We start from the raw sequence: 26,951 nt of genomic DNA on the forward strand, positions 1-26,951 counted from the left end.
CTTCGTCGCTGTACAGGATAACGAGATATAGAAATATGCCACTTGCTGTTAAACGAGCGGCATTATTCTCTCAGGTAACCATTTTTCAAGGTAAAAAGATGATTGAAGCCGATCGTTTAATCGCGCCAGAAAACCCTGCCTTTCGTGATGAAGATGTCATTGATCGTGCTATTCGGCCAAAAAAATTAGCGGATTACCAAGGTCAGGACCATGTCCGTGACCAAATGGAAATCTTCATTAAAGCTGCTCAGTTACGTAGCGAAGCACTTGATCACCTTTTGATTTTTGGTCCCCCAGGTTTGGGTAAAACCACACTTGCGAACATCGTTGCCAATGAAATGGAAGTGAACATTCGCACTACTTCAGGCCCTGTACTTGAGAAAGCAGGCGATTTGGCCGCGCTGTTAACCAACCTCGAAGAAAACGATGTGTTGTTCATCGATGAGATTCACCGCTTGAGCCCGATGGTTGAAGAGGTGCTGTATCCGGCGATGGAAGATTATCAACTGGATATTATGATCGGTGAAGGTCCGGCCGCTCGTTCTATTAAGATCGATTTACCACCATTTACGCTAATTGGTGCGACGACCCGAGCGGGATCTTTAACGTCACCATTGCGCGATCGCTTTGGTATTACTCAGCGCCTTGAGTTTTATAAGATAAAAGACCTCCAAGATATTGTGCAGCGAAGCGCGGATTGTTTAGGTTTATCAATGGAACCTGAAGGTGCATTGGAAGTGGCAAGACGTGCGCGTGGCACACCACGTATTGCTAACCGTTTGCTACGCCGTGTTCGTGATTATGCGGAAGTGAAAGGCAATGGTCACATTTGTGCCGATGTTGCCGATAAGGCGTTGAATATGCTTGATGTGGACGCCGAAGGCTTCGATTACATGGACCGTAAGCTACTACTCGCGATTATGGAAAAATTTGGTGGTGGTCCGGTCGGGCTCGACAACATGGCAGCGGCGATAGGTGAAGAAAAGGACACTATTGAAGACGTTCTTGAACCTTATCTTATTCAGCAAGGTTATTTACAACGCACTCCGCGTGGAAGAATCGCGACAGATCGCGCGTATTTGCATTTCGGAATTGAAAAATAAGATTCCCTCGCTGGGCCTTTGTTGCCCAGCGCTTCATTAAAGTTGACCAAACTCACATTTTTTGAATTTTTTCTCATACTGGTTTAGTAAGTAAAAAGCATTGATTGTTAACTCGATGTTTGCTTGCAACTGGTTAATTTCTCTCCTGATTACTCTCTCTTAACATCCGTATCCAATACTGGTTGATCTAGATCAATGTGATGGATTTTTGTGCAAATTCCGCGCATAAACATTGATGTATATCAAAGCGCGTTACGGCTATAAACCTTTTGAAACAATCTGTTTTTACAAGTAATATTAGCCCCAGCTATATTAGCTGATGCTTAACAATTAACTAACCAATGAAGCACATTTTTGCAACAATGAGTTGTGATAATTCAACATTTTTCAAGTGTAAATAACACCTGAATATGGATTGCAATATGTAGAGAGTGTCATTCAGCCGACACATAGGAGTTACCATGATTGACGTAGTTGATCTATCGCGGTTGCAGTTTGCACTGACAGCGATGTATCACTTCCTATTCGTACCATTGACCCTTGGTATGGCCTTCCTTCTGGCCATTATGGAATCGATGTACGTAATGACGAACAAGCAAATCTATAAGGACATGACCAAGTTCTGGGGTAAGCTATTCGGTATTAACTTTGCACTTGGTGTGGCGACAGGCCTTACCATGGAGTTCCAGTTTGGTACGAACTGGTCTTACTACTCCCACTATGTAGGTGATATCTTCGGTGCACCGCTAGCGATCGAAGCACTTGTCGCATTCTTCCTGGAGTCAACTTTTGTTGGTCTATTCTTCTTCGGGTGGGATCGTCTATCTAAACGCCAACACTTAGCGGTTACCTGGCTTGTGGCACTAGGCTCTAACTTCTCTGCTCTTTGGATTCTTATCGCAAACGGCTGGATGCAAAACCCAGTAGGCGCAGATTTCAACTTCGAAACCATGCGAATGGAAATGGTGAGCTTCTCTGAGGTTGTACTAAACCCAGTTGCTCAGGTTAAGTTCGTGCATACGGTTGCTTCTGGTTACACTTGTGGCGCAATGTTTATTCTAGGCATCAGTTCATACTACCTATTAAAAGGTCGTGACATTGCGTTTGCTCGTCGTTCGTTTGCTATTGCTGCTTCTTTCGGTATTGCAGCTATCTTATCTACCATCGTTCTTGGTGACGAATCTGGCTACGAGCTTGGTGAAGTTCAAAAAGTGAAACTCGCTGCAATTGAAGCAGAGTGGCACACTGAACCTGCACCTGCCGCATTTACGTTATTTGGTGTTCCTAACCAGGAAACGATGCATACCGATTACGCAATTAAGATCCCTTACGTAATGGGTATTATCGCGACACGTTCTTTTGATGAGCAAGTAACAGGTCTTCGTGATTTACGTGATGAACACGTCGATCGTATTCGTGACGGCATGTACGCTTATGAACTTCTAGAGAAGCTTCGTGCGGGCGATAAGTCAGAAGAAAACATGACTGCGTTTGATGAAGTGAAAGGTGACCTAGGTTACGGTCTACTTCTAAAACGCTACACAGACAATGTTGTTGATGCAACAGAAGAGCAAATCCAAGCTGCTGCGGACGACTCAATCCCAACAGTATGGCCGCTATTCTGGTCATTCCGTATCATGGTTGCTTGTGGCTTCATCATGTTGTTTGTCTTTGGTGCGGCGTTTATCCAAACGTGTCGTCAGAAGATTGAGCAGAAACAATGGATTCTAAAAGCTGCACTATTTAGCATTCCACTACCTTGGATTGCAATTGAAGCGGGTTGGTTCGTCGCTGAGTACGGCCGTCAACCTTGGGCTGTAGGTGAAATTTTACCAGTACATGTTGCAGCTTCTGCACTAACTGCAGGTGAAATCTGGACTTCACTCTTCGCAATTCTGGCGCTATACACGGTATTCCTGATTGCAGAAGTTTACCTAATGTTGAAATTCGCTCGTAAAGGCCCAAGTAGCCTGAAAACGGGTCGCTACCACTTCGAGCAAAATGCTGACTCTGTTGAAGACAAAGTTAGTCGCCAAGTAGAAGCGTAAGGTAAGGAGATAACAAGATGTTTGATTACGAAATCTTGCGACTCATCTGGTGGGTACTAATCGGTGTTCTACTAGTTGGTTTTGCAGTAACAGACGGCTTCGATATGGGTGTAGGCGCGCTTGTACCTATCATCGGTAAAAACGACACGCAACGCCGTGTCATGATTAACTCAATTGCTCCTCACTGGGATGGTAACCAAGTTTGGCTTATCACTGCTGGTGGTGCACTGTTCGCAGCTTGGCCTTTGGTTTACGCAACGTCATTTTCAGGCTTCTACTTAGCGATGATTTTGACACTAGCAGCGCTATGGCTTCGTCCTCTGGGCCTAGACTACCGCTCTAAAATCGAAGATCCAAAATGGCGCAATACCTGGGATATCTGTATCTCAATCAGTGGTTTTGTTCCGCCAATCATCTTTGGTGTAGCGTTTGGCAACCTTCTACAAGGTGTACCATTCCAATTGAGTGAGTTCTTGATGCCAACATACCATGGCTCATTCTTTGGTCTACTAAACCCATTTGCACTGTTGTGTGGTCTAGTAAGCTTGTTCATGATTTTGATGCAAGGTTCTACTTGGCTACAAATGAAAACAACGGGCGAAGTGCATGTGCGTGCGCGCAACGTTGCTCAGTTAGCTGGTTTACTGACGGTTGCTGCGTTTGTAGCGGCTGGTTTCTGGATCCAAAATATCGATGGCTACGTCATTGTTGGCGGTATCGACACTAACGCTGCTTCTAACCCTCTAAACAAAGAGGTTATCCGTGAAGCTGGTGCGTGGATGAAGAACTTTGAAAACTACCCACTACTATGGGCTGCTCCTGTATTAGGTGTTGCAATGCCGCTTCTCGCTGTATTGGCATCTCGTCTTGAAAAATGTGCGATTTCGTTCATTACTTCAAGCTTGGGTGTTGCTGGTGTTATCTTTACTGCAGGTTTTGCGATGTTCCCATTCATCATGCCTTCAGACTTAATGCCAAGCCACAGCTTAACAATGTGGGATGCAACGTCATCTGAGCTGACTCTGAACCTAATGACAGGCGTTGCGTTTGTTATGGTGCCAATCATCCTTGGCTACACATCTTGGACTTACTACAAGATGTTTGGTCGCCTTGATGACCAGTACATTGAAGACAACAAAAACTCACTTTACTAAGGAGCATTTACTATGTGGTATTTCGCATGGATTCTAGGTGTACTACTTGCTTGTGCATTCGGTATCATCAACGCTCTTTGGCTAGAGCACTCAGAAATGATGGATAAAGACAGTGAGTAACCTCGCTGATAAGGTAGCGAAACTTCACGCACCAATGGATAAGACTCTGCTACGAGTCTTATCTCTCATCCTTGGCTTTATGCACGTAGGATTGGTGATGTGGGACCCTGAAGCTTACCATCAAGCAATTGGTGGTTTTGACTCAATCATCGCACCAGCACTGATTTGGTCTGTATGTTCAAGCATGGTGTATGGGGTGGGCTTCAAGCCAAGAAACTGGTACTGGCAAGTTTTGTTTAGTCCTTATTTCTCGTTAGCTATCTTAATTTATCTAACGGCACTTTATTTCATTTAGGCTGAAATATGCTGTAATAAAGTCGGTTACTAAATCATCGAATAAAAGCTAGGTATCTCGCCTAGCTTTTATTTTTTCTACAAATTTCAAAAATATTTCCTTAGCTCGGTACCAATTGCTGTCGCTTCAGTTATAGTAATTACTTTAAAGAATTGAATATATTGGTACTCCCTTGCAAGGCACATCAAATCTCTTTCACTGGCCGATCACCGTGTACTATGAAGACACTGATGCGGGCGGTGTTGTATATCATTCTAATTATCTAAAATTCTTTGAGCGCGCACGGACAGAGATGTTACGTGCTAAAGGCATTTCTCAACATGTGTTACTGGAACAAAATATCGGCTTTGTTGTCCGACACATGGATATCGATTTCAACCAAGGGGCTAGGCTGGACGAGCATCTGACAGTCGTAACCCGAGTGTCAGAAATAAAACGTGCTTCTCTGCAATTCTGTCAAGAGTTGGTCAATGATCAAGGCAAGATATTGTGCAAGGCCTCGGTTAAGGTAGCATGTATCGATAATAAGAAAATGAAACCAATAGCTATTCCAACCTTTATAAATTCGGAGCTAACAAATAGTGACTGCTGATATTTCCATTTTAGATCTCTTTCTTCAGGCCAGTCTGTTGGTAAAGCTTGTGATGCTGACGTTGCTTGGCATGTCAATTGTGTCATGGGCAATGATCATCAAGCGCAGCAAAGTGCTTTCTCAAGCATCAAAAAATGCAGAGCAGTTTGAAGACAAATTTTGGTCGGGTACTGATCTTTCTCAGCTTTACCAAAAAGTAAAAGCGCGTAAAGACGAAATTGAAGGCACAGAAGAAATCTTCTACGCAGGTTTTACAGAGTTTGCTCGCCTACGTAAGAGCAACGCAAATTCACCAGCTTACATCATGGAAGGCACTGGCCGCGCAATGCGCGTTGCTGTTTCTCGTGAAGTAGATGAGCTAGAAACAAGCTTACCGTTTTTGGCAACAGTCGGTTCTATAAGCCCTTATATCGGCCTATTTGGTACCGTTTGGGGCATCATGCATGCCTTTATTGCGCTGGGTGAAGTAAAGCAAGCTACGTTGTCTATGGTTGCACCGGGTATCGCCGAGGCACTTATCGCGACAGCGATGGGGCTATTTGCGGCTATTCCGGCAGTAATGGCGTACAACCGCCTAAGCAATAAAGTGAGTAAACTAGAGCACACTTACGCAACATTTTCTGAAGAATTCCACAGCATCCTTCATCGTCAAGCGATGGCTGGCCGAGACAGCGCGGATAAGGAATAAAGCATGGCGGGTTATCAACCTAAAAAGCGAAAAATGACAGCGGAGATCAACGTTGTTCCGTATATCGACGTAATGCTCGTACTGTTGATCATTTTTATGGCGACCGCTCCATTTGTGACTCAAGGCGTCGACGTTGATCTTCCGAAAACATCGACCGCAGAATCTATGCAAGACCTTGCTGGCGAGACTGACAGTAGCTTTATTATCATCGAAATTGATAGCGAGGGTAATTTAGGCCTAAGCGTAAATGATGAAGAAGTTCAGCGAGGTTTGTCGTTGCAAGATGTTATTGTGCGAGTGAAAGCGGAGCGAGAGGTTAAGCCAGATTCACCAGTTGCGGTAGGTGGAGACGCGGCAACACCATATGCCGATGTTGTTCTATTGCTAGATGAACTAAGTCGAGCTGGTATCCCTAAGGTAGGTCTAATGACCGATATCAGGGAATAGACATCAATTATCTATGAAAGATCACAAGAAGAAACCCAACCAATACGCCAAACCGATAGCAATATCGATTGGTTTGCATGCAATTCTAGTTGCAGCCCTGCTTTGGGGGACGGACTTCAACATGTCTAAACCAGAGCCTACAGGGCAAATGGTTCAAGCTGTTGTCATCGATCCAAAACTTGTGCAGCAACAAGCGAAAGAAATTCGCCAGCAACGCGAAAAGGCAGCGAAAAAAGAACAAGAGCGTCTTGATAAACTGAGACGCGAAGCAGAGCAGTTAGAAAAAAACCGCAAAGCTGAAGAAGAGCAAATTCGCAAGTTGAAAGAGCAGCAAGCGAAAGATGCTCAAGCGGCACGAGAAGCAGAAGCTGCACGTAAGAAAAAAGAGCAAGAGCGCAAGCAGGAAGAAGAACGTGTTCGCAAAGAAAAAGAGCGAGCTGCTAAGCTAGAAAAAGAGCGCAAGGAAAAAGAAGAAGCCGTGCGTAAAGCTGAGCAGGAGCGTTTAGCAAAAGAAGCGGCTATAGCAAAAGCTGAGCAAGAACGTTTGGCTCGTGAAAAAGCAGCAAAAGAAGCGGAAGAAAAAGCACGTCGTGAGCGTGAAGCTGCTGAAAAAGCTGAACAAGAGCGCATTGCAAAAGAGAAAGCGGCAAAAGAGGCAGCGGAGCGAGAGCGTAAAGCGAGAGAAGCAGCTGAGCGTGCCGAGCGTGAGCGTAAAGCTCAAGAAGCCGCGTTAGATGATATTTTTGCGGGTCTCGAGAGTGAGTCAGAACAGAATCAGCAAGCGAAAAATCAACATGTGCAATCTGAAGTTGACCGCTATGGTGCAATTTACAAACAATTGATAGAGAGTCGTATCATTAAGGACGATTATCTTGTGGGAAAGTCGTGTAGGCTTAATGTGAAGCTAGTTCCAACTGGGACTGATGGTATTGTGAGTAATGTTACTGTGTTAAACGGTGACTCTCGTCTTTGTAGTGCAGCCAAAAGTGCAGTAGCCCAAGTTGGCAACTTTCCGATGCCTAAAGATAGAGATGTTATTGATAAAGTTAGAGATATCAACTTAACCGTTGAATACTAGAATAAGGAATAAGACGTGATTAGACGCCTTTTACTAGGAATGTTTGTACTGTTTAGCAGTATGACAAATGTGGCGAATGCCGCATTAGAGTTGGTCATTACCGATGGTATTGATTCAGCACGACCAATTGCTGTTGTTCCGTTTAAGTGGGAGGGCACACAAGCGCTTCCAACGGATGTTTCTGCTGTTATCGCCTCGGATTTACAACGTAGTGGTAAATTCAGCCCAGTTCCAACGAGCAAAATGCCACAAACACCGTTCAGTGAATCAGAAGTTAATTTTGATGCTTGGACCAATTTAGGTGTGGATGCGCTATTGACTGGTTCAATCAAGCAAAACGACCAAGGTGACTACGTTATCAACTATCAACTTGTTGATATTGTGCGTGGTCAGTTAACAGGTGGGAAGAGTAAGGCGCTTGGTAGTGACGGTGAATTGGTTCTGTCAAAAGATCATGTGCTATTCAATAAAGTAGCCACTGTTCAAGGGCCTCGTATGCGTGAGTACGCTCACCGTATCTCTGATTTGGTGTATGAACAGTTAACTGGCGACCGTGGCGCTTTCATGACTCGTATCGCATATGTGGTAGTGAACGATAAAGACCGTTTCCCTTACCAACTTCGAGTCGCTGATTACGATGGCTACAATGAGCGTCTGGTTTTACGTTCTAAGCAACCATTAATGTCACCAGCGTGGTCACCAGATGGTAAAAAGCTTGCGTATGTTAGCTTCCAAAATGGCCAAGCAGAAATCTTCATCATGAACATCTACACCGGTGAACGTGAGAAAATTACTTCATACCCACGTCACAATGGTGCGCCAAGATTTTCGCCAGATGGCAATAAGTTAGCGATTGTTCTTTCTAAAACAGGCTCGCTTCATGTTTATACGTTTGACCTTAACACTCGTAAGCTGACGCAAATTACGCGTGGCAGATCAAATAATACGGAACCGTTCTGGCATCCGGATGGAAAATCGTTGATTTTCACATCGGATAGGGGTGGTAAACCACAGATTTATCAAGTAAATTTGGGCAGCGGTTCTATTGACCGTTTGACTTGGCAAGGCAGCCAAAATTTGGGTGGTCAGATTACTCCTGATGGGCGATTCCTAGTTATGGTGAACCGCAGCAACGCAGGATTTAATTTGGCGAAACAAGATTTGGAAACTGGTGCTCTTCAAGTCTTAACTAAGACCTTGCTTGATGAGTCTCCTAGTATTGCCCCAAACGGTGGCATGGTTGTGTATAGCTCGATTTACAACAAGAAAAACGTACTATCGATGGTGTCAATTGATGGTCGATTCAAAGCTAGATTACCGGCAACAAATGGGCGTGTTCGAGCGCCTGCATGGTCACCGTTTTTGTAGTAATAAGTTTGATTAATAAAGGAAAATAAGATGCAACTGAACAAGGTTCTAAAAGGGCTACTAATCGCGCTTCCTGTAATGGCTGTTACAGCGTGTAGTTCAAGCGACGACGCTGCTTCTAACACTGGTGCAGCAACAAACAACAATGGCGCAGTGGAAACAACAGTAGCTACGCCAATTGATCAAAGCGGTCAGTTGACAGAGCAAGAGCTAAAAGAGCAAGCGCTACGTGAAACTCAAACAATCTACTTTGCTTTTGACAACTCAACAATTGCAGCAGATTACGAAGAGATGCTAGCGGCTCACGCTTCTTACCTAAGCAAGAACCCAGCACTTAACGTAACTATCGAAGGTCACGCTGATGAGCGCGGTACACCTGAGTACAACATTGCTCTAGGTGAGCGTCGTGCACAAGCAGTAGCGAACTACCTACAAGCACTAGGTGTTCAAGCTGACCAAATCTCAATCGTTAGCTACGGTGAAGAGAAGCCACTTCTTCTAGGTCAATCAGATGAAGTTTACGCTAAGAACCGTCGCGCGGTTCTAGTATACTAATTCGAGGTAATCCTCATGTTCAGTAACACTAAGCGCGCTGTTGCGCTTACGTTACTGGCAAGTGCAGCGAACTTTGCGTTCGCTGCACCAGCTCCAGTATCCGATCTCAACAGCACATCATCCGTCTCTAAGAGCCGTTCATCTGAAACGGAAGTAGAGCGTCTAGAACGTTTGCTACAAAATCGCAATCGCGTTCAGCTCCAAATGCAACAGCAAATTGACCAAATGTCACAAGAGATCAGTGAATTGCGTGGTCAATTAGAGCGAAATAGCTACGAAATGAAGCAAATGTTGCAACGTCAACGAGAGTTGTTTGTCGAGCTGGATCGTGTTCGTGGAGAGATAAAATCCGCGCCTGCGCAAGAAGCGAAACCGGCTAAAACAGGTGGTCAGTACACACCAAATGTTGATGAGCAAACGGCATACCAAAATGCAGTCGACCTCATCCTCAAGAAACGTGACTACACTGGCGCAATTGCAGCGTTCCAGCAGTTCCAGAAAGATTATCCTGATTCTACATATTCAGCGAATTCTCACTACTGGCTAGGTCAGTTGTACTTCGCTAAAAAGCAGGATGAGGATGCAGTGAAAAGTTTTGCCGCTGTGGTGTCTTACAAAGACTCCAATAAGCGAGCCGATGCGTTGCTTAAATTAGGCGAAATCGCTGAGCGTAATAACAATGCAGCTCAAGCGAAAAAGTACTACCAACAAGTGGTTGATGAATACCCAGGTAGTGCATCTGCAAAACTTGCCAGCTCTAAGCTGTAAGACGTTATGTTTTGAAAAGGAAGCCTCGGCTTCCTTTTTCTTTTCCATTTTCTGTTGGTGCAGAACGGCTAAGTCGATAGCAATGATGCAGAGCCTCTGACCTTGTGTTGCACCGAATTTCGCTACTCGGAAATGCTACCTGTAACAAAGATATACGGCTAGACCGCTAGAAATCCCCGCGACAAGTTGGTTTTTGAAAATTAACGAGGTTACAATACTCGGATTAAAGGAAGTTGCGTAGAGCAAGAGCAATGAGCCATATATTAGATAAAATCGACACTGTTTACCCATTCCCACCGAAACCAGTTCCATTAAGCGAAGAAGAAAAAGCATCTTACATTGAGTGTATTAAAAAGTTACTCAAAGAAAAAGATGCGGTACTTATCGCGCACTATTATACCGACCCTGAGATTCAAGCCCTAGCTGAAGACACTGGCGGGTTTGTTGGTGACTCGTTGGAAATGGCGAAGTTTGGTAATCGTCACCCTGCAAGTACATTGATTATTGGTGGTGTTCGCTTTATGGGCGAGTCGGCCAAAATTCTGACACCAGAAAAGCGCATTCTAATGCCAACGTTGGAAGCGGAATGTTCGCTCGACCTTGGCTGTCCTGCGGATAAGTTCAGCGAGTTTTGTGATGCTCACCCTGATCATACGGTTGTAGTTTACGCAAATACTTCAGCAGCGGTTAAAGCCCGTGCCGACTGGGTCGTTACATCGAGCATTGCGCTTGAAATCGTGGAACACTTAGACGCTGAAGATAAGCCAATTATTTGGGGACCAGACCGTCACCTAGGATCGTACATCGCTAACAAAACTGGCGCAGATATGCTGCTTTGGCAGGGTGAGTGTGTGGTTCATGATGAGTTCTCTGCTGATGCGCTACGAAAAATGAAGAGCGTGTATCCAGATGCGGCTATTTTGGTTCACCCTGAGTCACCAGCAAGCGTCGTAGAACTTGCCGATGCCGTTGGATCAACGAGTCAGCTGATCAAAGCAGCGAAAGAGCTTCCTCACAAACAAATGATCGTTGCGACAGACAAAGGCATTTTCTTTAAAATGCAGCAACTTGTGCCAGAGAAAGAACTTATCGAAGCGCCAACCGCAGGTGCAGGCGCAACATGTCGCAGCTGTGCACACTGTCCTTGGATGGCAATGAACGGTTTGAAAGCAATTGAGAAAGCGCTTAGTGAAGGTGGTGAAGAGCACGAAATTTTTGTTGATGAAGCGCTACGTGTGAAATCACTTATCCCACTGAACCGCATGCTAGATTTTGCTGAGCAGCTAAATATGCAAGTGAAAGGTAATGCTTAAAAAGTAGGCGTAACTGAAAGTAAATCTCAAAAACCAGCCGAATATGGCTGGTTTTTTTGTGTCTTACTATCAATGAGTTACTATTGATGCAATCAATGAATATCGAGGTCATAAATTTATGGCGGTGTGGTTAGTAGTTAAAAAGTGGCTTAGTTCCCACCTTTTTAAATTGAGCAACCGAAGCCTTCTCATCTTTAGTGGCTTATATGTGAGCCTTTCATGGTGGCTGCTGGTTCTCGCTGGTGAAACAGCATTAACAGACAGTTTCGCTAACTTTATCTATTACCTCATGGTTACGGCGAGTACGGTGGGTTATGGCGACCATTCTCCAGTAACAGATATGGGTAAATGGGTTGTCGTACTATTTGTAATCCCCGGCGGTTTGAGCTTATTCGCCGCATTATTGGGGCGTGTCGCTGGAGCAGCGATGGACTATTGGCGAGCGGGTATTTTAGGAAAACGGAGAGTAAGAGTGGAAAACCATATTGTATTGTTGGGCTGGAATGGATCGAGAACGATGCACCTTATTCGCATGTTACAACATGAAGAAGAGGGAAAGCGCCCGATTGTTTTATGCAGCCGTTCAGAAATAGAGAACCCGTTACCTGGCGAAATCAGTTTTATCAAAGTGACCAGTTATACCGATTCGCAAGAGATGAAAAACGCCAATATTGCCGAAGCCGCTTGCATTATTGTGGATAATCTCTCGGACGACATTACCTTGTCAGCCGCTCTATACTGCGCATCTGTAAACCCTTCCGCTCATTTGGTCGCTTACTTTAAAGATGAAGCGCTAGGCCGACTTCTAAGTCAGCATTGCCCGAAAGCGGAATGCATACCTGCTGTTGGCGCAGAAATGTTGGCAAAAGCGGCGGTTGACCCGGGCTCAAGTGCGCTTCATCAGGAGCTTTTGGCTTCAACACGAGGTATGACGCAATACTCAGTTATTTATCCTGAGGGGCAGTCTGCCACCACTATTGAGAATCTCTTCGTTTTTCTCAAAAGACGCCATCATGCCACGCTGATTGCTTTTGATATTGGCGATGGTATTCAACTCAACCCAGATTTAGATGCTGAAGTACCCGCGAGTACCAAGCTGTTTTACATTGCAGATGAACGTATTGAAGATTTTGCCTGGAAAGAAATGAACAAGGAACAATAATGCACATGATTGCCGGCCTGTTAGCAGGCTTCCCAAACTTTTTACTCTATTTCTCTGTTTCTATTATTTTTGTATTGGCGTTTAAGTTCATCTACGTCAAGTTGACGCCATACGATGAGTGGCATCTGATTAAAGAAAAACAAAATACAGCAGCAGCGATTGCGCTAAGTGGGGCTTTCCTTGGTTACTGTCTCGCGATTTCGGGGGCGGCAAAAAACTCAGTCAATATCGTCGATTTTATGGTTTGGGGCGTTGTCGCAATGCTTGCTCAAATTATCGCATTTGCAATTGTACGCTTTATTTTACTTCCGAAAGTGGCAGAGCGTATCGAAAAAGATGAACTGCCAGCCGGTATCGTATTAGCAGCAGTTTCTGTTTCGGTCGGCGTATTGAATGCCGCTTGCATGACTTACTAGGAGGAACGATGAAGCGGAGTTCTAACGTTAAACGTTCTTCCATGGACAAAAGCTTAAAGCTTGGGAAAATTCTTCCCTTTGCTGCCTTTGGTGGTATTTTCTTCTTTGCTACGTACGAGTCAAAAACAGAAGGGTACATTTTTTCTGATGCCGATGAGTGTAAATCTAACTCGCCTGAGTTTAGTGAACAGTGTGACATTGCATACCAAGAAGCTTTAGCTCGTGCCGAACAAAATGCCCCTCGCTACCGCAGCGAGTTCGAATGCGAGAATGATTTCTACGAGGATGATTGTTACTACAGTTCCAGTTCCCGAGCTTATGTACCTAACTTTGGCGGTTTTTTTTACAGTCGCTCATTAAGCGGGTTGAAAGGTTATAACAAGAGCTATTACTCAGAGCCGATGTACCGTTATAAATCCAAATTCTATAATGGAGCAGGACAATTCTTTGGCTCCTACCGAAATCAGCCGACCAAAGTCGCGACGAATAGCCTTAACAAACGTGGTGGCGGCACCATTGGCAGGGCGATGTCTCGAGGCGGGTTTGGTAAAGCGGTGTCGGTCAGTCGAGGCGGTTAAAAAGCACTATGTTTCGAGGAGAAATACAAGAGCGCGAAAACTGGCGTGAATTAGCACGCCAGTTTGGTTTTGGTTTCCATACCATGTATGACCAACCGTATTGGGATGAGAGTGCTTACTATCAATTCACGCTGGAGCAAATTGAGCGCGATATAGAAGCGCCCACTGAAGAGCTGCATCAGATGTGCCTGGCTATTGTGGATGAAGTCGTTCGGAGTGAGCGGTTGCTGACGCAATGTGCGATCCCTGAATCTATGTGGGAGCAGGTCGCTTCTTCATGGAGACGAAGCGAACCTTCGCTTTATTCGCGGCTGGATTTCGCGTACAACGGGACCTCGCCAGCAAAATTACTGGAAAACAATGCGGATACGCCAACCAGCTTGTTTGAAACTGGCTTTTGGCAGTGGGTGTGGCTAGAAGATGTTGTAAATAAAGGTCGAGTTCACCGTAGCGCGGATCAATTCAATATTCTTCAAGACTTTTTGATCGAGCGCTTCGCCGAAATAGCAAAATACCAACCAGGACAAACACTTCACTTTAGCTGCTGCAAGTACACTGAAGAAGATAAAGGGACTGTCCAGTATTTAGAGGATTGCGCGCGAGAGGCAGGGTTAGCAACGGCATTCGTGCATGTCGAAGATATTGGAGTGACGGAAGATGGTCTGTTTGTGGATGCTGACGACAGAGCGATTCGTTGGATGTTTAAGCTTTACCCTTGGGAGTTTATGTTTGAAGAGGAATATGCGAAGTACTTAGCGACTGCAAACGTAAACTGGTTAGAACCGATGTGGAAGTCGATACTATCCAATAAAGCACTTTTACCGTTATTGTGGGAGCGCTTTCCTAATCATCCGAACCTTTTGCCCGCTTATTTTGCTAACGATTCAAAAGCGAACACTATGAGAGATTATGTCATCAAGCCACTATTTTCTCGAGAGGGCGCGAACATCGAGATCGTCATCGATGGAAAACGTTTGGTTAAAACGTCAGGGCCTTATGAATCTAAATTTAATATCGTCCAACAATACCATCCACTACCTAAGTTTGGGCAAAACCATACGTTAATTGGCAGTTGGTTGGTCAATGATAGAGCTGCCGGTATTTCGATTAGGGAAGACAGTAGCTTAGTGACTCAAGATATGGCGCGGTATATTCCACATGTAATTTTAACATGATCAAAAAAGCTCTCCATTTGGAGAGCTTTTTGTCTATTCAGCCGTTCAATCTTGATGGTCGACAGCGTTGCGTCTATTGTTCTTCAGCTAATGCAACACCGCGCTGGGTAAGACCACATAACATCACTGGCATTGCATTGAAGATCTCTTCAAACTGCTCTAAGCCTTCCATACCTTGTTCGGCCAATGTTTCAATGGTTGTTTCTGGGTCGTAAAGCATAGTAAGAGAAAGTAAAACACCACCGAGTAGGGCATTATCTTCGCTATCCTCAGGCATCAACGTTTCCCAGTCATCACGCGCAAGTTGCCAGCCTTGTAATACACCTTCACAGAAATCGCGAGCCTGACTTGTTACAATGTCTTGCTCATCTAGCGCGCACCCTGCAGGCCACTGCCAAGTGCCTTCTAGGAGAGCGGGACGAGTTTGGTTCCACATTTGTACAATCTCGTCAATGTACTGCTCTAGTTGTTCACCGTCAGTAAATGGCGCTGTTTCTTCTCCACCCCATAAGAATGGCAACCACTCTTGAGGCATTAATACGTTTGGCGCTGCAGCCATCGCTGTTACAAAGCCTTGAGTTTTTGCTAGGTTTAGTAGTTTACCGTCAAGTTCTGGGAGAGAAAGGATGTCTTGTAGTTTCAAAATAGAATACCATTTGTTAATGGGCTGGTTGATTGCGCTCATCTTACCAATCAATTAGTGATAAATCGATATTAGGGAATGATTCACACATCTATGGAAATTCGCTCATCACTTAGAAAAAAAAGCATTCTCGCCCTAACACTTTACCTGTGCTTCTTTATCGCCACTATCGGTTCTGTCGCCTATTTGGTTGTTGAGCCACCAGTTAGACAAAAGCTAGAGCAAAACCTAGAGTTACGTACCCAACTCCTGGCTCTTGAGATAAAAGAGCCCCTCCTCAGTTCTACAGGTGTATTGAGCAGCTTAGTAGGGCTAGCCCAAGGGACTGAAAATATTCAATCTCTCAACACAATAATTCCACATATACTTCAATTGAGTGACAAGATGCTTGTTAGTGGTGGCGTATGGCCTAAACCCGAACTCAAAGCAGAACAATGGAGATATAAAAGTCTATTCTTCAATAAAAACAGTGATAGTGGTATTGACCAAATTCACTCCTACAATAACCCCGAATCTGGCGGTTATGATAATGAACCCTGGTATGTCGCTGCCGCCGATGCTCCGGTAGGTTCTGTTAGTTGGTCTACGGTTTACATCGATACCTTTACTCAGGTCCAGATGATTACCGCGTCTTCTCCGTACTACCAAAACGGTCGATTCGCTGGAGTTGTAACGGTAGACCTATCACTTGATGCACTTTTTCAGTTTATTCGAGAGCACACGAACCAGCATTCTTTGGGGGTAGTGGTTCGCGATGCTGACTCAAACGTGATTATTGAGCACAACTTTCAACTGACGGACGAAATTTATGTCAGCGAGCTTGATTTCGGAGAGTTCGATTGGCGCATGGAAGTTGTCAACGCAAAAGCTAAAGTCGCCGATCAAGTGTTTGAACAAGTGATGAGCGTTGAGGGGAGGATCATTCCATTTTTGCTCTTGTGTGTCTTGGTCGGTTACTACTTACTGAATCGCTATATTGTTGAACCAATTGTTCGCATTGCCGCTAAGATTGATGACTCGAAAACTGGTGGGATCATAGATATTGACTACGATAGCGATGACGAAATCGGACAGCTTATCGAGAAGTTCAATGAAAAGACGATCTATTTAGAGCAGGAGAGAATAAAAGCTCAGGCTTCGACAAACGCTAAAACGGCATTCTTAGCCACATTGTCCCACGAGATTCGCACACCAATGAACGGTGTACTAGGAACTGCCCAGATACTGTTAAAAACACCACTTACCGATGAGCAGCGTAAGCACCTGAGAACACTTTATGATTCAGGTGATCACATGATGACATTACTCAATGAGATTTTAGATTACTCAAAAATTGAACAAGGGCATGTTGAGTTTGAAAATAAGCCTTTCCCAATTGAGTCGATTATCGGCAGTATCAAGAGTGTTTATCAAACTCTATGTGCAGAAAAAGGTCTTCGCTTTAGAGTCGTCTCGCATTTACCAACGGGTCGTTGGTACAACAATGACAAAGCCCGTTTGCGTCAAGTACTGTTCAATCTACTCAATAACGCTGTTAAGTTCACCGATCGTGGCATCGTAGAGGTAGAGCTAGCCGAGCAATCGAGTAAGGCAGGCACCAAGCTGATACTAAAGGTAAAAGATACAGGAATTGGTATTTCAAAAGAGGCACAAAAACGCATTTTTCGTCCTTTTGAGCAAGCGGAGTCATCAACGACTAGGCGGTTTGGTGGTACAGGGCTTGGTTTAGCAATAGTCAAAGAAATCGCGGAACATATGGGTGGGCAAGTGGTTGTAGAGAGTCAGGAGGACGCTGGAACGACTTTTACTGTCGAAATTGCCCTTACACCTTGCAAGCCGGGTAAAGTAGAGTCAATCAATACACATAAATTGAACTGTAAAGGGTTGAAAGCACTCATTGTTGAAGACAACCGAACAAATGCGATCATTATGGAAACTTTCCTCCGAGCCAAGGGCTTTGAGTGCACAAGTGTCGAAAATGGTCAGCTTGCAGTCGATGAGGTTGCGAGCAAACCATTTGATTTGATACTGATGGATAATCATATGCCTGTTCTAGATGGCGTTGGGGCCATATCAGCCATTCGAGCAATGAGTTCACCTGCTAAGTCGGTACTGATTTTTGGCTGTACAGCGGATGTGTTCAAAGAAACACAAGAGCGTATGATTAATGTAGGAGCAGATCACATAATAGCGAAACCAATAGTGGAGTCTGAATTAAATGATGCACTGTATCTTCATGCGATACAGTTATATCAGTACCAATCGGACTTTGATGGAAATGCAGCAGATAGCTTTAATGCTGAAAAGTGGTTACTCAACTTCTATGTCGCTCTAGATAATGGACATCTTAATGAAGCACTTGAGGCTATTTCAGCGATCATTGCGGAGGCTCCCCTTGAACTCAGTGACGACGTTTCTTCAGTCGCTGAACGGATAAGAAGTAACTTAAAGCGTCAGCAATCCCCAGACCAAGATGATATCGATACATTAACGATTTTGCTGGCCTCACCATAACTGAATCAATATGGCGCAACTGTGAATTGTTCTTACTATTCATACGTCATCCAGCTTCGTGACAAACTCTTCTAACCTGCAATGAACAGGCTTGCAGTTTTACTTTTACGAGTAAAGCAGCAAGACCTTCTACTGTGATTATATCGGTAATACTCTGAATTTTCGCAGCTTGGTAGCATAAGCTATAGGAGTGACTGTTTACAGTCCGAGTTTTGTTCTAACTTTACGTCAAAATAATTATCGTAACCCCTTTTTATGTAAGTGAAATCCGTGTTTTTGTACCATTTTTACGTAATTTTAGGCGTTTTTACTCGTCATTGGTGAAAAAAACTACTTTTACTTTAAAAGTTGGTTATAAATTTACAACTTAATTTTAAATACAGAGCCATAAGCTAGTTTTTGTGTGTTCTAATTGCATTATTAACTGGCTTGGTGTCTTTTTAGTGGTTAATAGTTTTATTATTTTTATTAATTGCAGTGTTTGATTTTAAGGGTTTTGTAAATGAAGTCTCGTGGACCATTTTGTATTCGTCACGCCGCAGCGGATACCTTTGCTATGGTTGTTTTTTGCTTTATCACAGGGATGATTGTCGAGATTTTGATTTCAGGGATGACATTTGAGCAATCTCTAGCATCGCGTACGCTATCGATTCCAGTGAATATCGCTATTGCTTGGCCGTATGGGGTTTTTCGTGATTGGGTGCTGTATCAAGGTAGTAAGGTGTCGCCGTCTTCCTTTATGAAGAACATCTCTGATCTGGTCGCTTATGTACTATTTCAATCTCCAGTTTATGCGGGTATTTTATTCGCAGTTGGCGCGTCTACAGATCAAATTGTGACCGCAGTGGCAAGTAACGCTGTTATTTCTTGTGGCATGGGTGTGTTGTATGGGTACTTCTTGGACATGTGCCGCCGTTGGTTCCGTGTTCCCGGTTATTCTCAAAGCATGTAAATGCCCCAGTTTTGCTCAATTTAGTTACTTAGTGAGCAATCGATTCGAAAAGGGCGCTTTTTTTTATGTTTAGCCTTGACCATCAGGCACATAATCATTAAATTAGCGCCTCGTTAGCCAATGATGCTAACCAAAATTTGATTCGGTGAGTTGTCCGAGTGGCTGAAGGAGCACGCCTGGAAAGTGTGTATACGGCAACGTATCGAGAGTTCGAATCTCTCACTCACCGCCACATTCTAAAAGGTCTGATTTATCAGGCCTTTTTTCATATCTGCACTAAAGTAATGCATCATTGAAAGTACATAAGAGTACTCAGAGTGCAAACGCAACTCTATCTACAAGCCAACTGTTCATATCTCACCTCGATACAACGCCAAAATTGAAGAAGCTATACAGAGGCAGCCATAATCTGATTGGTGCGGGTTAGCCCATCCGCTTTAATCTAGAATTTAGCACCCATATCACATGAGGTATGAATACGGCCACAAGAATGAACGTATTGCTACTAGATGCTAAGCAAAACAGCCATGAACACGAATACAACAGCAATCATAACAAAGAGATCTGTGTTTGGATTGAGGTCATCAGGGTTAAATTTTTCAATGCTTTGCGTCGTTTTGCATCTTATCTTCATGTTCTTGTCCTTATTTCATGTACGATTTCAACAGCAACATAATATGCAATTGAGTGTTCACAAGTTATAAAAAGCATAAGTATACTTGCACCTCATTGAGCGCAAAAAATACTCAAAGCGTTTTAAAGTGGCGGTCTACCTTTTGTAACATCAAATATTCTTTCTGTTTTTGTGCCTGTATCGCTATAGTTGAGAAACGGTTATCTCGTTCTAGTTAGGAACAAACTACTGGCTGCCGCTACATTCTCTCAGCGTTCCCACTCAGTCGCCTTGGGTAGATACTTTAGTCGTGAGTACTGCAAAAAAAACGCCGCATGAGCAGCGGCGCTTCGTTGAGGAATTCCCTTTCCTACTTGTAGCTAAGTTCTGTCGCTTTGCCTTTGAAGATCCGGTATACCACAAAGGTGTAAAGCAATATCACCGGCATAACAATCATCACACCGTAGCCCACGATTATTAATGTCGCAGGTGAGGAGGCCGCTTGTTGTGCGGTCATCAACCCCGGCACAACTTCTGGGAAGAAGCTGTACGCAAGACCGAGAAAGCTCAACGCGAAAATGACGGTGACACCAAAGAAAGGCCAACGCACACCCAGATCATTCACCATTGGAACCTGACGCAAATAGCGATCAACTAGGAAGATGGTTGCCAATACAATTAACGGAACTGGGGCAAGCAACAAGATTTCTGGGAAGCTGAACCAACGCAAGGCAACTTGTTGATTTACAATTGGGTTTACAACGCTAACCACCAAGATTCCTAAGGCCGCTAACCAACCAGCACGGCGAGACCAACGGGCCGAGCGTATTTGCAAATCACCTTCCGTTTTTAGTACTAACCATGCGCCACCGATGTAAACGTACGCCGCTGCTACACAAAGTGCGCTTAACCAAGCAAAGCCAAATGCTTCGGTTGATTGTTCAAATCCCATGATGTAACGACCCACCATGTAACCCTGAGTTAGTGCGGTGATTAGCGAGCCAATTCTGAAGCACCAATCCCAATGAGGTTTATGATCCGAGTTCGCTTTGGCTCGGAAATCGAACGCCACGCCACGCATTATCAGTGCGATAAGCATTATGGCGGTCGGCATATAGAGCTCCGTTAAAATCAAACTGTGAGCGGTAGGAAAGGCAATCAACAAAATACCAACGGCTAACACCAACCACGTTTCGTTCGCGTCCCAGAAAGGGCCGATAGAGGCTATCATTCGGTCACGTTGCGCTTCATTATCACTTGGTAAAAGGATACCGACGCCAAGGTCGTAGCCGTCGAGCACAGCATACATAAAGACCGAGAAGCCAAGCAGCAGAAGATAAATTTCTGGTAGATAGTCGAGCATGATTAGGCCTCTTGTTGTGTCAGTGGGACTTCATGGGCTGCAATGTCTTTGCGCGCCAAATAGAATAGGGTATGGATGTACGCAACCAGCAATGCAGCATAAATGGCTAAGTACATAATGAGCGAAGTCATCACGCTACTGCTCGCAACCGTGGTGACGGCTTCGGATGTACGCAATACACCGCTGACCAACCAAGGCTGTCGGCCAATCTCAGTAACATACCAACCCGCCAATGTGGCTATCCAACCGGAGAACGTCATGGCTAATACCGTGTACAGGTAAGGTTTAGGTAACGCTTTTTTGCGTGCTAGCGTCACCGCGCCATACCAGCTAACCAGCAGCATAAGGACACCTACACCAACCATCACGCGGAAACCAAAGAACAGGGGCTTCACTGGTGGGTGGTCAGGCGCAAACTCGTTAAGTCCCTGGATTTCCCCGTCTAAGTCATGCGTAAGAATCAAACTCGCCAACTTAGGGATGCCCACTTCAAAATCATTGCTGCGAGTTTCTTCATTTGGCATCGCAAATAGTAGAAGAGGCGCGCCTTGCTCGGTCTCCCACACACCTTCCATCGCTGCAATTTTTGCAGGTTGATGTTCAAGCGTGTTTAACCCGTGAAGGTCACCGACAAAGATTTGTACCGGGATGAACCCAGCCGCCGCGAACAGCGCGACTTTTAGGCCAAGTTTGGCTGAGCGGTGATCTGACTTTTTCATTATTTGATAAGCCGAGATACCTGCAATCAAGAAGCTGGCAGTCAGCGCCGATGCTAATAGCGTGTGTAGAAGACGGTACGGTAAAGAAGGATTGAAAATGACTTCTTTCCAACTGGTCACATGAACAATGCCGTCAATCACTTCATAGCCACTTGGTGTGTGCATCCAGCTGTTAAGCACCAGAATCCAAAATGCGGACATACTTGTCCCAACAGCAACCAGAACGGTGGCGAGAGTATGAACCCATTCCGGTACTCGTCCTCGTCCAAAAAGCATTACACCCAGGAAGGTGGCTTCCATAAAGAAGGCGGTCATCACTTCGTATCCGAGCAATGGTCCAGCTACGTTTCCGACTCGTTCCATAAAGCCTGGCCAGTTGGTACCAAACTGGAAACTCATCGTAATGCCGGATACCACACCCAAGGCGAAAGTGAGAGCGAATATCTTGACCCAGAAGTAATAAACATCGAGCCATACGGGGGCCTGTGTGCGGTTATATCGCCACTTGAAAAACACCAACATCCATGCCAACGCGATGGTGATGGTCGGGAAGAGAATGTGAAAGCTGATATTGGCCGCGAACTGGATCCGCGACAGCATGAGGGTATCTAACATCTTGGTTCCTCAAAAACGTGCCATACTAAAAATCGTGTCTATCTGTAATTTAGTTACGAAAAGTCGGGCAGTTTGGATTCATGTATCGAGAAATACAGGTGATTCTGTTTTCTTCTAACCATGATTTATATCAACTAAGGGAAAGAAAGGAGTGTAGGAAATTGTCTCAAAATGCCACTAATAGTCGCGAGAAGTGAGTAAAAGAAAGCAAATGTAACTGAAGGAGCATGGATTAAGATTAGTTCGAATTATCCTTATGATGGTTTCGATAATCCTGAAATAAAATTACAAAAACAATATTTTTAGTAAGGAAAATTGCCTTGCCTTCACTTTGAACCTCCATACTATTTATACACTAGTCATGTCGAGATCATCTCAAACACAGCAAACTTACTGGCAGTTAAGGTGGGAAACTTTAGCTAATTGATAAACTTAAAATTGCACTGCTAATGACATGTGCATCATAAGTTCGTTAGCACTCGACCAGAAGTGCGATAGGCTACATTTTTATACTAGCGAACGATTTGGCTCTAGGTAATTCGGCTTTCACTAGATCAACAAGTCGACTGCGGACCATTTTCGATTCCTGATGAGTTTCAATCCAAACTGACACTTACTTTTCAGCAAGTGTGCTAGTGTCTTTCTTGTTATTTATTAAATAATTAATAAATGCCTATATGGTAAAGAGAGTTGTGGGCAGCTATCTCGAGCAGTAGACTGGCGCTAGCCAGAGAGTCTGACTTTGAGGGGGGCATTCTACATGAACCTTGGATTCTGCCACCGCAAAGCTGATATTGAATTTGATGGAGATGGATAATGAACGACAGTTGGGCTAATTTCTTTCCTTACTTTGCTGGAGCTTTTAAGCTTATTGTATTAGGGATAGGAGCCTACTTAGCCATTAAATGGCATTTTGACGAAGAGCGAAGGGTAAGAGAAGCGGAAGGTGTGGTGTTTGATAACCCAAGTCTCATGAAAAAGTTTGCGAAGACGCTAACTCTGCCATTCCTTTTGTGTCTTCTCGTTCTTCTTGTTATATATGCTACCAACTGGTTCCTGTACTGACAGCGTTATTGTTTGTTGTAGTAAAGTTGAATGCTGCCACCTCTGAGAGTCGAGCCGTAGTTGAAGTTAACGCCTATGCCGAAATTGTCCAACCAATCAAAGGGCTTTGGTGCATAAAATAGCCATCCTATAGAAGCTTCGTAGTAATGCGGACTTCCCAGTTCATCGCTTAAATCATGCGAAAGGTCGACTCTTTTAATCCCGGTAAATAAAGCTTGCTCACCGTGATAAATATTGTAGTAACCGGTGATTTCATTAGATAGGTACCAACCTTTAGGGTTGCCTATATTGCCGTTATTTGCGCTTCCCCAGCTGTGCCCAATGAATGAATTCAATGTCGAACTGGCATGCCATTTCCCCCAACTTGTGGGAGACGTGTATTTGGCTTTAATGGATGGTTGAACTATTGCCGCCCATGCTGAAACGTTAACGGCACGGCCGTCTAGGATTCTTCCAATGATGGATGAAAGTTTATTATCGGTAGAGAATGAGTTTTTATAACGCATAAGGTGAGTCGTCGTTCTGGTGCTAAGGGTGACGTTTTCACTTGCTTTGTATAGATACCCATAACCAATCGATGCACCGTATGTCCTTTCCTTGAGAAGATCCTTACTTGTGCCGAATAGTTTGAGATCATTCTCTGTTTGTATCGTAAATGCCTTAAACGACAGCTCATGTAAGTCCTCGCTGCCCTCTATGTCAAAGTTAGTCGTGTAAGGGAGAACATATACGGATTTGCTTCGACGTTCATTGATTGACTCGTCAGTCCCGAACTCTGGGTTGGCGGTATCAAATAATGCATTCGGATCAAAGTCGCCAATACCAAACGCAATTGCGTCAGTGTCGGACAGCAAAACCGCGATAGAAAAACGTTGTTGGAGAAGGTTGCTAATTTCCTTATCTAGTGGATCCGCTTGAGCAGTGTGAGGAAGTGAGAGTAGGAGAGTGAGCGAAACGACTCGCCACTCCACTGAGGCGAAGTTGGGTTGGAACATTTTGGCTCTTTCAAATGGTTCATGCATGGAGTTTTTGGACGTACCGGTACGCTAACATTAGTTTAATCGTTGAATGGTCGGTGTAACTTTGAGAAATCTATGTTTTCTCATATTGATATGAAAAAGTTCCTTAAACGAGTTTAGCTTCAATGTGTATGCTGCACCAGATTTGTTTAGCAACATCATTCTTTTCTGAAGATGTAGCAAAACTTTGTGACTAGGTTGCATTATTTTCTTGAATGCGTCTCTTGAGAGGAAAATAGCAAACTTTTTTATTGCCTTGGCGCTCAAGAAAATCTGAATCGTTCACTGTGCTACAGGTTACTTCGAAAACTTGTAAGCACCCTGTCTGCCAACATCACGACTAACATCATCAAGGATTACCCTTAAATACGTCAGATAAACAATGGTTTTTTTGAGCTTTAGAAGAAATGTTCGGACTTTTGCATATTCCGCGGTGGTGCTCAATCCAAGAACTGTGTTTTGTATGTGTTCTCAGTAAATCATTGAGTCGATCTATTCTTCAAAATGTGGTCCCTTTTAATTCACTTTCTGTTACATATTTTTCGTTTTGAAAGAGCATTTTAATTTGCATCTTTTGAAAAGATCTCTTTGTTAAATTTTGTATAAAATCAACTAATTGTTGAAATTAGAACCCTTGTCAAAAAGTCATTAGATTTCATGTTGAATAGCCTCTTTTACCTAATAGTATACTCTATTTGTTTGATATAATTTCCGGCAGTTTGTATACCATAAATAAAGAGAGTCTATTCATGTTCCAGAACTTAACGATCAAGCAGAAGATAGTGATTCCGCTGTCATTGATTATTGGATTGTTTATTGTGAGCTCTGTATTAAACGTTATGACAAGTTGGAAGCAATCTGAATTGAGTGAGACACTCAACGAACAGATCGTGCCGAACTTATTAACGATTGAGGATGCTTATCGCGATCTTTACCAAGCAACATCTGCAATCCAAGGTGTTGCACTTTCTGATACTCAAAACGATATTGATCATCACATCGGTGAATACAAAGACAACGCCTACAAAGCACTACCACGTATGGAACAAATGATTGAGCTATCACAAGCCGGTGTGATGCCTTCTACACATGGTAATGAAGTTCGAACGCTTGTCTCTTTGGGTGAAAAATGGTTAGCAAGTTATGAAGCGATGCTACGTTTACCTCAATCTCAATGGCGTGGTTACTACAACGAGCACAAACATACCTTTGAAGACCAATTTATCGAGGTTAGAGCGCAGCTTAACGTTGTAAAAGATGCAATAGAAGAAAAGCAAAGCCAGTTGAAGGGCGAAATATCAGCGGCTGCAACAAGAGCAGAACTCATTCTTGAGGCTGGCATTGTGATTGTTATTTTTGCCGCTATCGCGATGGCTTTTTTGTTGTTACAAACGGTTGTGAAGCCTATCAATGATATTAAAAATGCGATGACAGAAATTGCGTCCGGTGAAGGTGATCTAAGTCAGCGAATTGATGTAAAAACACAAGACGAAATTGGCAATTTAGCAGACGCATTTAACCAGTTTGTGTCCAAAATTCAAATGACAGTCGCTCAGGTAATTGAAAGCTCAAATACTTTACGTAACGAAATGGCAAATCTTAGCTCGTTGACCACGACCATCGCGAACTCGACCGTTTCTCAGCAAAAAGATAGCGAGGCGGTAGCGGCGGCAGTGCATGAAATGCAAGTCACCAGCAGAAATGTAAGCGATAGCGCTAACGAAGCTGCGGTTGCGAGCCAAACAGCGAATGATGAACTTACCAATACCAATGTTATTTTGGATCAAACAGTTAGCTCAATTCGTAGCCTCGCAAGTGAAATCGAAAGCGCAAGCCACGTCATTAACACATTGGATCATGATGTGAGTAACATTGCGTCCGTACTGGATGTAATTCGTGGTATTGCCGAGCAAACAAACTTATTAGCGCTTAACGCAGCCATTGAAGCGGCTCGCGCTGGAGAGCAAGGGCGAGGCTTTGCTGTGGTAGCGGACGAGGTTCGTTCTTTAGCCAGTCGTACGCAACAGAGTACGGGAGAAATCCAAACCATGATTGAAAAGCTACAATCTGGTGCAGGACAAGCTGTAGAAGTGATGCGCGGTAGCCAAAATAGCAGTGATGAAACGATCAAGTCCGCTGGCCGAGCGAGTGAATCCCTTTCTGAAATCTTGAACGCGATTTCACGTATGAACGAGATGAATACACACATTGCAACGGCTGCGAGCCAGCAAAGTACAGTAAGTGACGAAGTAAATAGCAACGTACAAGGCATTGCAGACAGTAGCACTTCAATTGTGGAAATCGTAAACCAAGCGCAAGCTTCTTTAGCCATGTTGTCAGAGCAAACTCAACGTTTAGATCATCAGGTCAGTCAGTTCAAAGTATAAGCTGAGAACAGCAATCTCACTGACGAAATAACCCGCTTCTTAGCGGGTTATTTTTTAGATAAGTGGCGAACCTGACTTGTGAAATTTCGACTATATTTACATTCCTTTCTCACTTTAGTTCGTATACCAGAGTGGGCAAATAACCCTAGACAGCGGTAACAAACTCTGTACAGCGTGATGATGCTTTTATCATCACTTTTG

At 44.0% G+C, this 26,951-nt stretch carries 26 protein-coding genes and 1 tRNA gene; 22 read left to right on the forward strand and 5 right to left on the reverse strand.

Going from position 1 to position 26,951, the window contains the following annotated elements:
• Positions 1-98: 98 nt before the first annotated feature.
• From ruvB to R7Q38_RS10770, 17 genes are all read left to right on the forward strand, one after another.
• A complete protein-coding gene (gene ruvB / locus R7Q38_RS10690; RefSeq protein ID WP_005378312.1) occupies positions 99-1,103 on the forward strand; it encodes a Holliday junction branch migration DNA helicase RuvB in 1,005 nt (334 codons plus the stop codon).
• A 461-nt stretch (positions 1,104-1,564) separates the two neighbouring features.
• Positions 1,565-3,151, forward strand: coding sequence for a cytochrome ubiquinol oxidase subunit I (cydA, locus tag R7Q38_RS10695; RefSeq protein ID WP_005378311.1), 1,587 nt, complete (start codon positions 1,565-1,567; stop codon positions 3,149-3,151).
• 17 nt (positions 3,152-3,168) lie between these two features.
• A complete protein-coding gene (gene cydB / locus R7Q38_RS10700; protein ID WP_006742909.1) occupies positions 3,169-4,305 on the forward strand; it encodes a cytochrome d ubiquinol oxidase subunit II in 1,137 nt (378 codons plus the stop codon).
• Between the two features lie 12 nt (positions 4,306-4,317).
• A complete protein-coding gene (cydX, locus tag R7Q38_RS10705; protein ID WP_000270284.1) occupies positions 4,318-4,425 on the forward strand; it encodes a cytochrome bd-I oxidase subunit CydX in 108 nt (35 codons plus the stop codon).
• The gene (gene ybgE / locus R7Q38_RS10710; protein ID WP_031781159.1) at positions 4,418-4,720 is read left to right on the forward strand and encodes a cyd operon protein YbgE; all 303 of its coding nucleotides are present in this window, start codon (positions 4,418-4,420) and stop codon (positions 4,718-4,720) included. The genes cydX and ybgE overlap by 8 nt, the downstream gene beginning before the upstream one ends.
• A 172-nt stretch (positions 4,721-4,892) precedes the next feature.
• Positions 4,893-5,312, forward strand: coding sequence for a tol-pal system-associated acyl-CoA thioesterase (gene ybgC / locus R7Q38_RS10715; RefSeq protein WP_017820044.1), 420 nt, complete (start codon positions 4,893-4,895; stop codon positions 5,310-5,312).
• Entirely contained in the window at positions 5,302-6,000 is a 699-nt protein-coding gene (gene tolQ / locus R7Q38_RS10720; protein WP_005378301.1) for a protein TolQ, read from the forward strand. The genes ybgC and tolQ overlap by 11 nt, the downstream gene beginning before the upstream one ends.
• Before the next feature lie 3 nt (positions 6,001-6,003).
• Positions 6,004-6,447 (forward strand): ExbD/TolR family protein, encoded by a 444-nt coding sequence (locus R7Q38_RS10725; protein WP_005378298.1) that lies wholly within the window; start codon positions 6,004-6,006, stop codon positions 6,445-6,447.
• 13 nt (positions 6,448-6,460) lie between these two features.
• Entirely contained in the window at positions 6,461-7,525 is a 1,065-nt protein-coding gene (tolA, locus tag R7Q38_RS10730; RefSeq protein ID WP_005387924.1) for a cell envelope integrity protein TolA, read from the forward strand.
• A gap of 15 nt (positions 7,526-7,540) precedes the next feature.
• Entirely contained in the window at positions 7,541-8,893 is a 1,353-nt protein-coding gene (gene tolB, locus R7Q38_RS10735; RefSeq protein WP_005387925.1) for a Tol-Pal system beta propeller repeat protein TolB, read from the forward strand.
• A 30-nt stretch (positions 8,894-8,923) separates the two neighbouring features.
• Positions 8,924-9,448, forward strand: coding sequence for a peptidoglycan-associated lipoprotein Pal (gene pal / locus R7Q38_RS10740; protein ID WP_005378293.1), 525 nt, complete (start codon positions 8,924-8,926; stop codon positions 9,446-9,448).
• Positions 9,449-9,463: 15 nt separating this feature from the next.
• Positions 9,464-10,216, forward strand: a complete 753-nt coding sequence (gene ybgF / locus R7Q38_RS10745) for a tol-pal system protein YbgF (RefSeq protein ID WP_005387926.1) — start codon at positions 9,464-9,466, stop codon at positions 10,214-10,216.
• Positions 10,217-10,467: 251 nt separating this feature from the next.
• The gene (gene nadA, locus R7Q38_RS10750) at positions 10,468-11,529 is read left to right on the forward strand and encodes a quinolinate synthase NadA (protein ID WP_318114213.1); all 1,062 of its coding nucleotides are present in this window, start codon (positions 10,468-10,470) and stop codon (positions 11,527-11,529) included.
• Between the two features lie 118 nt (positions 11,530-11,647).
• Positions 11,648-12,691, forward strand: coding sequence for a potassium channel protein (locus R7Q38_RS10755; protein WP_017820047.1), 1,044 nt, complete (start codon positions 11,648-11,650; stop codon positions 12,689-12,691).
• Positions 12,691-13,107 carry a DUF350 domain-containing protein gene (locus tag R7Q38_RS10760; RefSeq protein WP_005378281.1) on the forward strand — a complete coding sequence of 139 codons (417 nt, stop codon included), beginning with the start codon at positions 12,691-12,693 and terminating at the stop codon, positions 13,105-13,107. Before R7Q38_RS10755 ends, R7Q38_RS10760 begins: the two co-directional genes overlap by 1 nt.
• 8 nt (positions 13,108-13,115) lie before the next feature.
• Complete coding sequence (locus tag R7Q38_RS10765) at positions 13,116-13,685, forward strand: DUF1190 domain-containing protein (protein ID WP_025766906.1); 570 nt, start codon at positions 13,116-13,118, stop codon at positions 13,683-13,685.
• Positions 13,686-13,693: 8 nt separating this feature from the next.
• A complete protein-coding gene (locus R7Q38_RS10770; protein WP_318114214.1) occupies positions 13,694-14,860 on the forward strand; it encodes a glutathionylspermidine synthase family protein in 1,167 nt (388 codons plus the stop codon).
• Positions 14,861-14,933: 73 nt separating this feature from the next.
• Here the strand turns inward: R7Q38_RS10770 and R7Q38_RS10775 are convergent, their stop codons facing one another.
• Positions 14,934-15,545 carry a YecA family protein gene (locus tag R7Q38_RS10775; RefSeq protein WP_005378278.1) on the reverse strand — a complete coding sequence of 204 codons (612 nt, stop codon included), beginning with the start codon at positions 15,543-15,545 and terminating at the stop codon, positions 14,934-14,936.
• A gap of 51 nt (positions 15,546-15,596) precedes the next feature.
• Here R7Q38_RS10775 and R7Q38_RS10780 point away from each other — a divergent pair, with 51 nt between their 5' ends.
• The 3 genes from R7Q38_RS10780 to R7Q38_RS10790 all read left to right on the forward strand — a co-directional run bounded on the left by R7Q38_RS10780 (position 15,597) and on the right by R7Q38_RS10790 (position 19,201).
• Positions 15,597-18,017, forward strand: coding sequence for a hybrid sensor histidine kinase/response regulator (locus R7Q38_RS10780; RefSeq protein WP_213969557.1), 2,421 nt, complete (start codon positions 15,597-15,599; stop codon positions 18,015-18,017).
• Positions 18,018-18,519: 502 nt separating this feature from the next.
• Positions 18,520-18,969, forward strand: coding sequence for an L-alanine exporter AlaE (locus R7Q38_RS10785; RefSeq protein ID WP_213969474.1), 450 nt, complete (start codon positions 18,520-18,522; stop codon positions 18,967-18,969).
• A 144-nt stretch (positions 18,970-19,113) separates the two neighbouring features.
• Positions 19,114-19,201 (forward strand) — tRNA-Ser (locus tag R7Q38_RS10790).
• Between the two features lie 273 nt (positions 19,202-19,474).
• Here R7Q38_RS10790 and R7Q38_RS10795 read toward each other — a convergent pair.
• The 3 genes from R7Q38_RS10795 to R7Q38_RS10805 all read right to left on the reverse strand — a co-directional run bounded on the left by R7Q38_RS10795 (position 19,475) and on the right by R7Q38_RS10805 (position 22,279).
• Positions 19,475-19,603, reverse strand: coding sequence for a hypothetical protein (locus R7Q38_RS10795; protein ID WP_256902832.1), 129 nt, complete (start codon positions 19,601-19,603; stop codon positions 19,475-19,477).
• Positions 19,604-19,952: 349 nt separating this feature from the next.
• A complete protein-coding gene (locus R7Q38_RS10800) occupies positions 19,953-20,945 on the reverse strand; it encodes a cytochrome d ubiquinol oxidase subunit II (RefSeq protein WP_005388401.1) in 993 nt (330 codons plus the stop codon).
• 2 nt (positions 20,946-20,947) lie between these two features.
• Positions 20,948-22,279 carry a cytochrome ubiquinol oxidase subunit I gene (locus R7Q38_RS10805; RefSeq protein WP_206969718.1) on the reverse strand — a complete coding sequence of 444 codons (1,332 nt, stop codon included), beginning with the start codon at positions 22,277-22,279 and terminating at the stop codon, positions 20,948-20,950.
• Positions 22,280-23,095: 816 nt separating this feature from the next.
• Between R7Q38_RS10805 and R7Q38_RS10810 the strand changes: the two genes are divergently transcribed.
• Positions 23,096-23,344: a hypothetical protein gene (locus tag R7Q38_RS10810; RefSeq protein ID WP_005378271.1), complete on the forward strand. Its 249-nt coding sequence runs from the start codon at positions 23,096-23,098 to the stop codon at positions 23,342-23,344.
• Between the two features lie 5 nt (positions 23,345-23,349).
• Here R7Q38_RS10810 and R7Q38_RS10815 read toward each other — a convergent pair whose 3' ends face one another.
• Positions 23,350-24,339: a Solitary outer membrane autotransporter beta-barrel domain gene (locus R7Q38_RS10815; protein WP_172563326.1), complete on the reverse strand. Its 990-nt coding sequence runs from the start codon at positions 24,337-24,339 to the stop codon at positions 23,350-23,352.
• A 773-nt stretch (positions 24,340-25,112) separates the two neighbouring features.
• Between R7Q38_RS10815 and R7Q38_RS10820 the strand changes: the two genes are divergently transcribed.
• Positions 25,113-26,750: a methyl-accepting chemotaxis protein gene (locus tag R7Q38_RS10820; RefSeq protein ID WP_104978955.1), complete on the forward strand. Its 1,638-nt coding sequence runs from the start codon at positions 25,113-25,115 to the stop codon at positions 26,748-26,750.
• The last annotated feature ends 201 nt before the right edge of the window (positions 26,751-26,951 follow it).

The sequence above is a fragment of the Vibrio sp. Vb0598 genome (genome assembly GCF_033338935.1).
GTDB lineage: Bacteria > Pseudomonadota > Gammaproteobacteria > Enterobacterales > Vibrionaceae > Vibrio > Vibrio alginolyticus.

What these genes read in the sequence shown, in the direction of transcription:
- ruvB (WP_005378312.1), top strand. Translation starts at nt 99, where the DNA reads ATGATTGAAGCCGATCGTTTAATCGCGCCAGAAAACCCTGCCTTTCGT.
- cydA (WP_005378311.1), top strand. Translation starts at nt 1,565, where the DNA reads ATGATTGACGTAGTTGATCTATCGCGGTTGCAGTTTGCACTGACAGCG.
- cydB (WP_006742909.1), top strand. Translation starts at nt 3,169, where the DNA reads ATGTTTGATTACGAAATCTTGCGACTCATCTGGTGGGTACTAATCGGT.
- cydX (WP_000270284.1), top strand. Translation starts at nt 4,318, where the DNA reads ATGTGGTATTTCGCATGGATTCTAGGTGTACTACTTGCTTGTGCATTC.
- R7Q38_RS10725 (WP_005378298.1), top strand. Translation starts at nt 6,004, where the DNA reads ATGGCGGGTTATCAACCTAAAAAGCGAAAAATGACAGCGGAGATCAAC.
- tolA (WP_005387924.1), top strand. Translation starts at nt 6,461, where the DNA reads ATGAAAGATCACAAGAAGAAACCCAACCAATACGCCAAACCGATAGCA.
- pal (WP_005378293.1), top strand. Translation starts at nt 8,924, where the DNA reads ATGCAACTGAACAAGGTTCTAAAAGGGCTACTAATCGCGCTTCCTGTA.
- ybgF (WP_005387926.1), top strand. Translation starts at nt 9,464, where the DNA reads ATGTTCAGTAACACTAAGCGCGCTGTTGCGCTTACGTTACTGGCAAGT.
- nadA (WP_318114213.1), top strand. Translation starts at nt 10,468, where the DNA reads ATGAGCCATATATTAGATAAAATCGACACTGTTTACCCATTCCCACCG.
- R7Q38_RS10755 (WP_017820047.1), top strand. Translation starts at nt 11,648, where the DNA reads ATGGCGGTGTGGTTAGTAGTTAAAAAGTGGCTTAGTTCCCACCTTTTT.
- R7Q38_RS10760 (WP_005378281.1), top strand. Translation starts at nt 12,691, where the DNA reads ATGCACATGATTGCCGGCCTGTTAGCAGGCTTCCCAAACTTTTTACTC.
- R7Q38_RS10765 (WP_025766906.1), top strand. Translation starts at nt 13,116, where the DNA reads ATGAAGCGGAGTTCTAACGTTAAACGTTCTTCCATGGACAAAAGCTTA.
- R7Q38_RS10770 (WP_318114214.1), top strand. Translation starts at nt 13,694, where the DNA reads ATGTTTCGAGGAGAAATACAAGAGCGCGAAAACTGGCGTGAATTAGCA.
- R7Q38_RS10775 (WP_005378278.1), bottom strand. Translation starts at nt 15,545, where the DNA reads ATGAGCGCAATCAACCAGCCCATTAACAAATGGTATTCTATTTTGAAA.
- R7Q38_RS10780 (WP_213969557.1), top strand. Translation starts at nt 15,597, where the DNA reads ATGGAAATTCGCTCATCACTTAGAAAAAAAAGCATTCTCGCCCTAACA.
- R7Q38_RS10785 (WP_213969474.1), top strand. Translation starts at nt 18,520, where the DNA reads ATGAAGTCTCGTGGACCATTTTGTATTCGTCACGCCGCAGCGGATACC.
- R7Q38_RS10795 (WP_256902832.1), bottom strand. Translation starts at nt 19,603, where the DNA reads ATGAAGATAAGATGCAAAACGACGCAAAGCATTGAAAAATTTAACCCT.
- R7Q38_RS10800 (WP_005388401.1), bottom strand. Translation starts at nt 20,945, where the DNA reads ATGCTCGACTATCTACCAGAAATTTATCTTCTGCTGCTTGGCTTCTCG.
- R7Q38_RS10805 (WP_206969718.1), bottom strand. Translation starts at nt 22,279, where the DNA reads ATGTTAGATACCCTCATGCTGTCGCGGATCCAGTTCGCGGCCAATATC.
- R7Q38_RS10810 (WP_005378271.1), top strand. Translation starts at nt 23,096, where the DNA reads ATGAACGACAGTTGGGCTAATTTCTTTCCTTACTTTGCTGGAGCTTTT.
- R7Q38_RS10815 (WP_172563326.1), bottom strand. Translation starts at nt 24,339, where the DNA reads ATGTTCCAACCCAACTTCGCCTCAGTGGAGTGGCGAGTCGTTTCGCTC.
- R7Q38_RS10820 (WP_104978955.1), top strand. Translation starts at nt 25,113, where the DNA reads ATGTTCCAGAACTTAACGATCAAGCAGAAGATAGTGATTCCGCTGTCA.